Raw genomic sequence first — 10024 nt, 5'->3', positions numbered from 1 at the left:
GGGGGGGCGGGGGGGTGGCCCTGTGGGGGGGGGGTGGGCCGGGGCCGGCGGGGCGGGGGGGGGGGGGCCGCGGCGGGGGGGGGGGCGGGGCCCCGGGGGGTGGCCCCGCCCGGGGCCCCCACGCCCCACGGACCGGCCGGGAATGCAGTCGAAGGAATAGTCCATGCAATTTCGCCAAAAGGCGCTTTCCAAGCTGCAGTCTCCCGAAGAACTCGATCTCCCGGTGCGTTTCGCCCGCCCCCAGGGGCGACTCGTCCTCGCGGTCACCGTCCTCGTGATGGCGGCCGCCGCGTACTGGACGTTCACCGGCACGGTCACGTCCAAGCTGACCGCACCCGGGATCCTCGCCCACGCCGAGGGCCGCTATCTGCTGCAGAGTCCGGTCGCCGGACAGGTGACCGAGGTCCTCGTCGCCGAGGGCGCCACCGTCTCGGCCGGCCAGCCCCTCGTCGTCGTCCGCACCGAGCAGGGTGACCGGAAGGTGCGCGCGCTCGCCGCCGGCCGGCTGACCGCGCTCTACGCGCGCACCGGCGCCGTCGTGCCCACCGGCGCCGACGTGGCGACCGTCGAACGCGCCACGGGCCCGCACGATCCCCTCGTCGCCGTCCTCTACGTCCCCGGCGGCGACACCTCCGCGCTCCGCAAGGGCGCCCGTGTGGACCTCACCGTCACCTCCGTGGCCCGCGACAAGTACGGCGTGCTGCGCGGCACGGTCACCGAAGTGGGCCGCGCGCCGCAGACGAAGGCGCAGATCGGCGGCTTCCTCGGCGACGACGGGCTCGCCGCCGCGTTCACCCGCCAGGGCAACCCGGTCGCCGTGCTCGTCGCCCTGGACCGTTCTTCCGCCACCGCCTCCGGATACTCCTGGTCCTCGGCCGAGGGCCCGCCGTACGCCGTCGAGTCGGGCACGCCCGTCAGCGGCTCGGTCCACCTCTCCTCGCAACGCCCCGTCGACTGGCTGCTCCCGTGAACCCGCCCTCCTCCGTCTCCCCCGCCTCGAACCCGCGCAGGAAGAACGCCCGGCGCCGCCCCGCGCCCCGCCGCAGTCCGCTGCCCCGTGGCCGGCGCCCGCGCCCGGTCCGTACCCCCACCGTGCTCCAGATGGAGGCGGTGGAGTGCGGCGCGGCGGCCCTCGCCATGGTCCTCGGCCACTACGGGAAGTACGTGCCGCTGGAGGAGCTGCGCATCGCCTGCGGTGTCTCCCGGGACGGCTCGCGCGCGAGCAACCTGCTGAAGGCGGCGCGCAGTCACGGTCTGACGGCCAAGGGCATGCAGATGGACCTGGCGGCGCTGGCCGAGGTCGCGGCCCCGGCCGTGCTGTTCTGGGAGTTCAACCACTACGTCGTCTACGACGGGATGAGCCGCCGCCTCGGCCGTACCGGCGTGTACGTCAACGACCCGGCGAAGGGACGCCGGTTCGTGCCCATGGAGGAGTTCGACTCCGCCTTCACCGGCATCGTCCTCGTCTTCGAGCCGGGCCCCGACTTCCGGCGCGGCGGCCGTAAGCCGGGCCTGCTCGGCGCGCTGCCGGCCCGGCTCCGCGGCACCTCGGGCACCATGGCCGCGGCCGTGCTCTCCAGCGTGCTGCTCGTGGCGGTCGGCGCGTGGGTGCCGGCGCTGAGCCGTACGTACATCGACACGTTCCTGATCGGCGGCCAGTCGTCACTGCTCGGCGTGCTGCTCGCGGCGATGACCACCGCGCTGGTGCTCACCGCCACCCTCACCGCCCTGCAACAGGCCAATCTGCTGCGCGGCCGGATCGTCTCCTCGACGCTGGGCAGCGCCCGCTTCCTGCGCCATCTGCTGCGGCTTCCCGTCGCCTTCTACGCCCAGCGCGGCCCGGCCGACCTGGTGCAGCGGCTGCGCTCCAACGACTCGGTCGCCGAGACCCTGGCCCGTGACCTGTCGGCGGCCGGCGTGGACGCGGTCGTCGTGCTGCTGTACGCGGTGCTGCTGTGGACGTACGATCCTCAGCTCACCGTCGTCGGCGTCGGCGTCGCCCTGCTCAACGTGGTGGCACTGCGGATCGCGGTGCGCGTCCGGGCCACCGGCACCCGCAAGCTGCGCGCCGAGAGCGCCCGGCTCACCAACACCTCGTACGGCGGCCTCCAGCTCATCGAGACGATCAAGGCCACGGGCGGCGAGGACGGCTTCTTCCGCCGCTGGTCGGGTCAGCACGCGGTCACCCTGGACGTGCAGCAGCGGCTCGGCGTGCCGAGCGCGTGGCTGGCGATCGTCGCGCCCACGCTCGCCGCGCTCAACAGTGCGCTGATCCTGATGATCGGCGGGCTGCGGGCGGTCGAGGGGCATCTGACGGTCGGTCTGCTCGTCGCCTTCCAGGCGCTGGTGACCGGCTTCACCGCGCCCATCGCCCGGCTCGGCGGCGTCGCCGGCCGGATCCAGGACTTCGCCGCCGACGTGGCCCGGCTCAAGGACGTCGAGAACTTCCCCGTCGACCCGGTCCACGCCCGGCCCGAGCCGGCCGGCGGCACCCGGCGGCTCGCCGGCCACGTCGAACTCGACCGCGTCACCTTCGGCTACAGCCCGCTGGACGCGCCGCTGCTCACCGACTTCTCGCTCACCGTCGGGCCCGGGCAGCAGGTCGCGCTCGTCGGCGGCTCCGGCAGCGGCAAGTCCACCGTCTCCCGGCTGATCGCGGGCCTGTACGCGCCGTGGGAGGGCACGGTCCGGGTCGACGGGCGGCGCCTGGAGGACATCCCGCGCGGCACGCTCGCCGCCTCCGTCGCCTTCGTCGACCAGGACGTCTTCCTCTTCGAGGGCAGCGTCCGCGACAACGTGGCGCTGTGGGACCCGTCCGTGCCCGACGAGGCCGTGGTCGCCGCGCTCGCGGACGCCGGAGTCCTCGACGACGTGTCCCGGCGGCCCGGCGGCATCCACAGCCGGGTCGAGCAGGACGGCCGCAACTTCTCCGGCGGGCAGCGCCAGCGCCTCGAACTCGCCCGGGCGCTCGTGCGCGACCCCGCCGTGCTCGTCCTCGACGAGGTGACCAGCGCCCTGGACGCGGTCACCGAGCGGGTCGTCATCGACAACCTGCGCCGCCGCGGCTGCGCCTGCGTGGTCATCGCCCACCGGCTCAGCACCGTCCGCGACAGCGACGAGATCCTGGTCCTCGACCGGGGCACCGTGGTGGAACGCGGGCGGCACGAACAGCTGGTGGCCGCGGGCGGCCCGTACGCCGAACTGGTCAAGGAGCACTGACGTGACCTCGTTCCCGTACGCCTCCGACACCGCGCCCGTCACCGGTGACCCGGTCGTCACCGCGCTCGGCGCCCTCGGCGCGCCCGTCGACTGCACCGGCCTGCGCAGCCTGTCCCTGGAGGGCCCGTCCGTCCTGTGGCTGGTGGAGCACGGCGCGCTCGACCTGTTCGCCGTGGACGCCGCGCACGCGGGGGCCTGGCACTTCCTCGGCCGCGCGGGCGCGGGCGCGCTGCTCCTCGGCCCGGCCGAGGGCCCGGACCACACGCTGGTGGGCCGGCCGACCCGCGAGTGCCGGCTGCGCCGTATCGAGCTGCGCGAGCTGTACCGGCAGCCGTACGAGGCGCCGTACGGAGCACAGCACGAGGCGCCGTACGGAGCACAGTACGAGGCGCAGTACGGGGCGCAGTACGAGGCCGGCGCCCAGGCCGCCGGTCCGCTGGAGGCGGCCTTCGCGCTGGGCGTCGGACGAGGGCTGCGCGTCCTGTACGAGGCTCCGCTCGGCGGCGCCACGGCCGGCGCCGGTGCGCCGCAGGCGGCCGACGACGACATCGTGTGGATGCACGTCGCCCCCGGCGCCGTCGCTTACGGCCCCGCGTACGACCTGCTCGTCGACGCGGCGCTGTGGCAGGGCATGGTCGAGCAGCAGTACCGGCTCCTGTACGCCCTCGACGACTGGATCGAGGAGCGCGAGCGGGCCCAGGAGGACCGTACGGCGGCCGGTCTCGCGGCGGGCCGGGCGGCCGGCAGCGAGGCGGACGAGGCGCTGCTCGCCGCCATCGGCCGCCCCCGCGGCGGACGGGCGCGGCGCGGCGCCGGCACGGACGCGACGCTCGCCGTGTGCCGGCTCGTCGCGGCCGACGCCCGGATCGCGCTCGCCGAGTCGGCGGAGTCGGTCGAGGCCGCCGGGACCGGCACCGGCCAGGACGAGTCCGATCCGGTCGAACGGATCGCGCTCGCCTCACGGGTGCGCACCCGTGAGGTGGGCCTGCGCGGCCGCTGGTGGAGGGAGAACTGCGGCCCCCTGGTGGGCCGTCGGGAGCACGACGGCGCGCCGGTGGCGCTGCTGTGGCGACGCGGCGGCTATGTGGCGGTCGCCCCGGGCGGCGGGCACCGGGAGCGTATCGACAAGGACAGCGAGGGTGCCTACGAGCGGCGGGCCGTGATGTTCTACCGGCCGCTGCCCGAGGGCCCGATCGGGCTGCCGAGGCTGCTGCGCTTCAGCACCCGCGGCACCCGCCAGGAACTGCGGGCGCTGCTCCTCGGCGGCCTCGTCTCGATGGTCCTCGGCGCGGCCGTGCCTGCGGCCACCGGGCGGGTCCTCGGCGAGTACGTGCCGGCGGCGGAAACCGACCTGATCGTGCAGACCGCGGTGGCGCTCGTCGCCGCGGCCGTGGTCGCCGCCGCGTTCGGCCTGCTGCAGAGCGTCGCCCTGCTGCGCCTGGAGGGACGCATCGAGGCCACCCTGCAGCCCGCCGTCTGGGACCGGCTGCTCCGGCTCCCCGCGACCTTCTTCACCGGCCGCTCCACCGGCGAACTCGCCAACGCGGCCCTCGGCATCGGCGCCGTCCGCCGCATGCTCGCCGGCGTCGCCCCGGTCTGTCTCCAGGCCGCCACCGTCGGCACGATGAACGTCGTCGTGCTGCTCGTCCTCAGCCCGTCCCTCGCCCTCGTGGCGCTCGCCCTGCTGCTCGCCGTCGGCGCGGTCTTCCTGGGCTTCGGGCTGTGGCAGCTGCGCTACCAGCGCCGGCTCGTCGAGCTGAACAGCAAGCTCGACAACCAGGCCTTCCAGACCCTGCGCGGCCTGCCCAAGCTGCGGGTCGCCGCGGCCGAGAGCTTCGCCTACGCCGCCTGGGCGCGGGAGTTCGCCCGCACCCGGGTGCTCCAGCAGCGCGCCGGCCGGATCCAGAACACGCTCACCGTGCTCGGCGCGGTCTGTCTGCCGCTGTGCACCCTGGTGATGTTCGCGCTCCTCGCGGGGCCGGCCCGCGGCGTCATGTCCGCCGCCGAGTTCCTCACCTTCTCCACCGCGCTCACCATGCTGTTGTCCGCCGTCACCCAGGTGACCGGCGCGCTGCTCTCCGTCGCCGCCGTCCTGCCCGTCTTCGAGCAGGTCGCGCCGATCCTGCGGGCCGCCCCCGAGGTCCGCGGCGGCGCCGCCCGCCCCGGCCGGCTCAGCGGCGCCGTCGAGGCCCGGCAGCTGTCGTACCGCTACAGCGACGAGGGTCCGCTCGTCCTCGACGGCGTCGACGTACGGGTCGGGGCCGGGGAGTTCGTCGCGATCGTCGGCGCCAGCGGCTGCGGCAAGTCCACGCTGCTGCGGCTGCTCATCGGCTTCGACCGCCCCACCGAGGGCAGCGTCCTGTACGACGGCCAGGACCTGGCCGCCCTCGACCGGGCCGCCGTGCGCCGCCAGTGCGGCGTGGTGCTCCAGCACGCCCGTCCGCTCACCGGCTCGATCCTCGACTGCCTCCGGGGCACCGAGGCGTTCTCCCTGGAAGACGCCTGGGCCGCCCTCGCGATGGCGGGCCTCGCCGAGGACGTCCAGGCCATGCCGATGGGCCTGCACACCATGCTCTCCGACGGCGGCGGCACGCTCTCCGGGGGCCAGCGGCAACGCCTGATGATCGCCCAGGCCCTCATCCGCAGGCCGCGGATCCTGTTCCTGGACGAGGCGACCAGCGCGCTGGACAACGAGGCGCAGCGCGTCGTCATCGAGTCGACGCGCGCGCTGCGCGCGACCCGCATCGTGATCGCCCACCGGCTGTCCACGGTGATGGGCGCGGACCGGGTGATCGCGATGGCGGACGGCCGGGTGGTGCAGCAGGGAACGCCCGCCGAACTGCTCGCGGACCCCGGGGGCTTGTTCCACGAGCTGGTACGGCGCCAGCTGCGCTGAGACACCCCGAGGGCGCCGGGGTTGCGTCCCCGGCGCCCTCGGTTTCTGTCGCGTCCCGCGTCAGCAGCCGCTGGTCAGCCAGCGGCAGGCGGTGATCAGGGCGGCGGCGTGCTCCTCACCGCGGGCGTCCTCGGTGCGGACCTCCTCGGGCAGCACCTGCAGGGCGTCGATGTCGTGCTCCATCATGGCGAACTCCTTCACAGTCGTGTGTCGTACGGGATGGATGCCGGGCCCCGGACGGGGCCGGGCTCCGTCGGCCGGCGGCCGGCGGAAACTCGGTGGGCTGTCTCGGTCAGCCTTCGGGAAGCCAGGCGCGGGGGCCGCCACAGCGCAGCCGGAGCAGCATCGAGAGGCTGCCGGCCAGGCCGGTCGCGTACTCCGCGAGCACCGTCCTGCGGTTCTCGTCCGGCACGAGCAGCCGGCCGTCGCGCAGCACCGCGTGCGCGGCCAGCTGCTCGACGAGCAGCTCGGCACCCGCCCGGTGGCCCCCGTCGCCGGTCAGCTCGGCGGCCGTACGACGGCCCTGGGCCCCGGTCAGCTCCGCGGCCGCCCGGCGGCCTGGGGCCCCGGTCAGCGCGGCGCCCGCACGGGGACCCTCGTCGCCCGTCAGCTCTGCGCCCGCACGCCGGCCATCGCCGCCCGTCAGCTCTGCGGTGTCGAGCAGGAACTCGGCGTTGCCCGAGAGCCCGTGGCAGGTCGCGGGCGAGTCGGTCGCCCGGCCTGCGAGGACGGCGCGGGCGGCGCCCTCCACCAGCTCGCGCAGCGCCGGATCGCTGCCCCCGCCGGCCTGCCAGAGCCGCACCAGGAACGTGCCGACCCCGGACGAGCCACTGCACCAGTGCCGCGCGAGCTCCGGCGAGTCCGACAGGTGCCGGGCCCGGTCCACGGGCCACAACGTCCCGGCGGCGCCGCTCCGAGCCGCCGCCGCGAGCGTGGCGCCCGCCTCGGCGGCGGCCGTACGGAAGGCGTCCTCACCGGTGGCCTCGGCGGCGTACAGCAGGAACGTGCCCACGCCCGCCACGCCGTGCGCGAAGCCGTAGTGCCAGGCCCCGGCGAGCGCCGAGTCGAAGTCCTCCGGCACCGGCCAGAACAGCCCCTCGGGAGTGTGCCGCCCCGCCTTGAGCAGCCCCGCGGCGGCCTCACCTACCCGGTCGAGGAACCTCCGGTCCCCGGTCGCCCGCCAGAACCGCACCTGCGTGAGGCCGGAGCCCGCCGCGCCGTGGCACACGTCCGGGTTCGGCCAGCACACGGGCAGCGCGAGCGCCGACTCGGTGGCCCGGTCGGCCAGTTCGGCGTCGTCGAGGGCCTGCGCGGCATCGAGCATCGCCCAGGCCGTGCCCGCCCGCCCGAAGTGCAGCCCCGGGAGGTTGCCGGGAATGTCCTGCTGCCGGCCCACGGTCCACCGCGCCGCGGTCCGCAGACCCTCCCGCAGCGGCTCCGCCTCGATCCCGAGCTCGTCGGCATGCCGCAGGGCGCGGGCCAGCACGGCGACCGGGCCGGCCGAGCCGTGCTGAAGCGCCACCGGGTCGCACGTCTCGCCGAACGAGTCGGAGGACCACAGCCGTTCGGGGTCGTCGGGCCGCATGGTGGCGAGGAGATGAGCGATGCCGTCGCGGAGGAGGCGGTCGCGGAGGTCGGCGGGGCCGGGAGTGAGCGCCGTGTCCTCGGGCACGCGGGGTGCGGTACGGGCGGCCGTGCGGTCCGGCCGGCCGCTCGCGGCGGCGGACGCCGAGCCCAGGGCCGTACGGGAAGCGGGTCCGGCTGCCGTACGGGGCACCGCCCCGGCGGACCGGCCGGGAGGCGAGCTCGGAGCCGTACGAACCGCCGATCCGGCAGACGCGGCCGACGGGATGGCGAGCGATGCCGCCGGAGACGTACCCGGGTCCGCGCCGGACGCCGAGTCCGAAGTCGTACGCGGCACCGCTCCGGCGGGCCGGCCGGGCTCCGAGCTCGGAGCCGTACGAACCGCCGATCCGGCAGGCGCGGCCGGCGCGGCGGCGAGCGATGCCGCCGGAGACGTACCCGGGTCCGCGCCGGACGCCGAATCCGAAGTCGTACGCGGCACCGCCCCGGCGGACCGGCCGGGCTCCGAGCTCGGAGCCGTACGTGGTTCCGTACGGGCGGTCGGCGCTGCGGCGCGCCACGGTTCCGGCGTCGCCTCGCGCTCCCCCAGCCCCCTCACGAAGTCCCGCGCCGTCTGCAGGTCCCAGCGCTGCTGCGCCTCGTCCCGCATCAGCCCCCTCACCAGCGGCGCGAACCGCCGCACCAGCGGGAGGTCGCGCGCCAGCAGTTCCACGAGGGCCGCCAGGCGTTCCTCGTCCGGTCGCGCCTGGGGCGCCGGCAGGTCCGGCGCGAACAGGGGGTCGGCGCCGCTCAGTGCGTGGAGGATCGTGGCGCCGAGCGCGTAGAGGTCGACGGAGGGCGGGAGCGCGGGGGCGACCTGGTCGAGGTCGCGGAGTTCGGGGGCGGTGTAGCCGGGGGTGGCGCCGAGGATCCAGCGTTCGCCTTCCCGCGCGGCCATCTCCAGGTCGATGAGGAGGAGGCGGCCGTCGGGGGTGACCATGACGTTGTTGGGGCCGAAGTCGTGGAGGGTGACGCCGAGTCCGTGCGCGGTGGCCACGAGCTCGATGAGCTGCCAGACCAGGGAGGCGGCGGTGCGCCCGTCGGGGCAGGCGGCGCCGTCCCCGGCGAGGCGGTCGGCGACGGCCCGGCGGAGGGTGGTGCCGGGGACGGACCCGGTGGCGAGGAAAACGCTGCCCTGCTGTTCGAAGACCTCGACGAGAGGCGGGACGAGGTCCGGGGCGGCGGCGCCGAGGCGCCCGAGGAGGGCGGCCTCGCGGCGCAGCAGGTCGCGGACGTCGAGTCCTTCGAGGCCGGCGCCGACGTGCGGGCGGGCCTGTTTGACGACGACGGGCGCACCGGTGCGGGTGTCCTCGGCGCGGTAGACGCCGCCCTTGTTGGAGTGCTGGATGGCGCCGCGGACGACGTAACGGCCGGCGAGCAGTACGGGCTTGGCGGTGCCGGTGCTGCGGGCGGGCGCGGGCGCGCGGTCGGGGAAGGGGTCGCCGGCCCAGGCGGGCGGGGAGTACCAGGCGTTGCGCTGGTCGGCGACGGGACGGCCGTCGGGGTCGGTGAGGCGGGCGGCGAAGCCGCCGTCGGAGGTGAGCTCGCGGACGCCGGCGAACACCCCGTACCGGTAGGAGACCTGGCTGTCGGGCCGGTAGCGCCGGTCGGAGAGCACGGCGGGCCCGGGCAGGCCGACGGTGACCCGGTGCAGTTCCTCGGCGAGCTGCCGGAAGCGGTCGTCGTCGGCCGGGTAGACGGTGAGGAACTTGCCGCCTCCGCCGCGCGCCGAGCGCCCGGACACGAGCGCGGCGACCCGGGCGGGGCTGCCGGCGAACTTGAAGGCGGTGCCGTGGTCGATGAGCACCTCGGCGCAGCGGGCGAGGACGAGCGGCGCGGAGAGCGGGGTCGCGGAGACGTGGAGCTTCCAGCCCTGGGGGCGGCGGACCGCCCCGGCGGGAACGACGTGGCACCAGAACTCGCCCTGGTCGATGCTCCATTCGCCGCTGCATGCGCCCGGGCCGCCGGCCGCGCGGCGCGCGAGGGCGGCGCGGACGAGGTCGGGCAGGAGGGCGAGGTCGGCGGGCCGCTCGGCGCGGGCGCGGCGGGGGTACGTCACGGGACTACAGCTCCGGCCGCGTGTAGTGGTCGCCCCAGCTGGTGTCGAGGGGGTCGGCGCCGACCGTCCGCGTCGTGTCCGTCATGGCGTCGCCCCGGGGCCCGGCGGCGAAGCCGGCTGCGAGGCCGACGCCGACGACGAGGGCGGCGACGGCGAGGAGACGGCGGACGGCTGCGGACATGGGCGGACTCCAGGGTTCGGGAGACGTGGGACAGGGGCGGGCACCC

The 10024-nt window shown here is 75.9% G+C and carries 6 protein-coding genes; 3 read left to right on the top strand and 3 right to left on the bottom strand.

The features are described 5' to 3' along the window. The first annotated feature begins 163 nt into the window (after positions 1–163). Genes ACIRSU_RS10380 through ACIRSU_RS10370 form a run of 3 tightly spaced genes read left to right on the top strand, consistent with a single transcriptional unit; the run spans position 164 to position 6115 of the window. The gene (locus ACIRSU_RS10380) at positions 164–970 is read left to right on the top strand and encodes an HlyD family efflux transporter periplasmic adaptor subunit (RefSeq protein ID WP_403790565.1); all 807 of its coding nucleotides are present in this window, start codon (positions 164–166) and stop codon (positions 968–970) included. Continuing rightward, positions 967–3219 (top strand): NHLP family bacteriocin export ABC transporter peptidase/permease/ATPase subunit, encoded by a 2253-nt coding sequence (locus ACIRSU_RS10375; protein WP_403790564.1) that lies wholly within the window; start codon positions 967–969, stop codon positions 3217–3219. The genes ACIRSU_RS10380 and ACIRSU_RS10375 overlap by 4 nt, the downstream gene beginning before the upstream one ends. A gap of 1 nt (position 3220) precedes the next feature. Continuing rightward, complete coding sequence (locus tag ACIRSU_RS10370; RefSeq protein ID WP_403790562.1) at positions 3221–6115, top strand: NHLP bacteriocin export ABC transporter permease/ATPase subunit; 2895 nt, start codon at positions 3221–3223, stop codon at positions 6113–6115. Positions 6116–6175: 60 nt separating this feature from the next. Here ACIRSU_RS10370 and ACIRSU_RS10365 read toward each other — a convergent pair whose 3' ends face one another. The 3 genes from ACIRSU_RS10365 to ACIRSU_RS10355 all read right to left on the bottom strand — a co-directional run bounded on the left by ACIRSU_RS10365 (position 6176) and on the right by ACIRSU_RS10355 (position 9978). After that, positions 6176–6301 (bottom strand): ALQxL family class IV lanthipeptide, encoded by a 126-nt coding sequence (locus ACIRSU_RS10365; RefSeq protein WP_403790560.1) that lies wholly within the window; start codon positions 6299–6301, stop codon positions 6176–6178. Between the two features lie 106 nt (positions 6302–6407). Further along, complete coding sequence (locus ACIRSU_RS10360) at positions 6408–9797, bottom strand: lanthionine synthetase LanC family protein (RefSeq protein WP_403790558.1); 3390 nt, start codon at positions 9795–9797, stop codon at positions 6408–6410. 4 nt (positions 9798–9801) lie between these two features. Then, a complete protein-coding gene (locus ACIRSU_RS10355; RefSeq protein ID WP_403790556.1) occupies positions 9802–9978 on the bottom strand; it encodes a hypothetical protein in 177 nt (58 codons plus the stop codon). Positions 9979–10024: the final 46 nt, after the last annotated feature.

Source organism: Streptomyces sp. NPDC101160, from assembly GCF_044768205.1.
Lineage (GTDB): Bacteria > Actinomycetota > Actinomycetes > Streptomycetales > Streptomycetaceae > Streptomyces.
The sequence above is the reverse complement of the archived record's forward strand: the minus strand, read 5'-3'. Positions and strand labels throughout refer to the sequence as shown.

What these genes read in the sequence shown, in the direction of transcription:
- ACIRSU_RS10355 (WP_403790556.1), bottom strand. Translation starts at nt 9,978, where the DNA reads ATGTCCGCAGCCGTCCGCCGTCTCCTCGCCGTCGCCGCCCTCGTCGTC.
- ACIRSU_RS10365 (WP_403790560.1), bottom strand. Translation starts at nt 6,301, where the DNA reads ATGATGGAGCACGACATCGACGCCCTGCAGGTGCTGCCCGAGGAGGTC.
- ACIRSU_RS10380 (WP_403790565.1), top strand. Translation starts at nt 164, where the DNA reads ATGCAATTTCGCCAAAAGGCGCTTTCCAAGCTGCAGTCTCCCGAAGAA.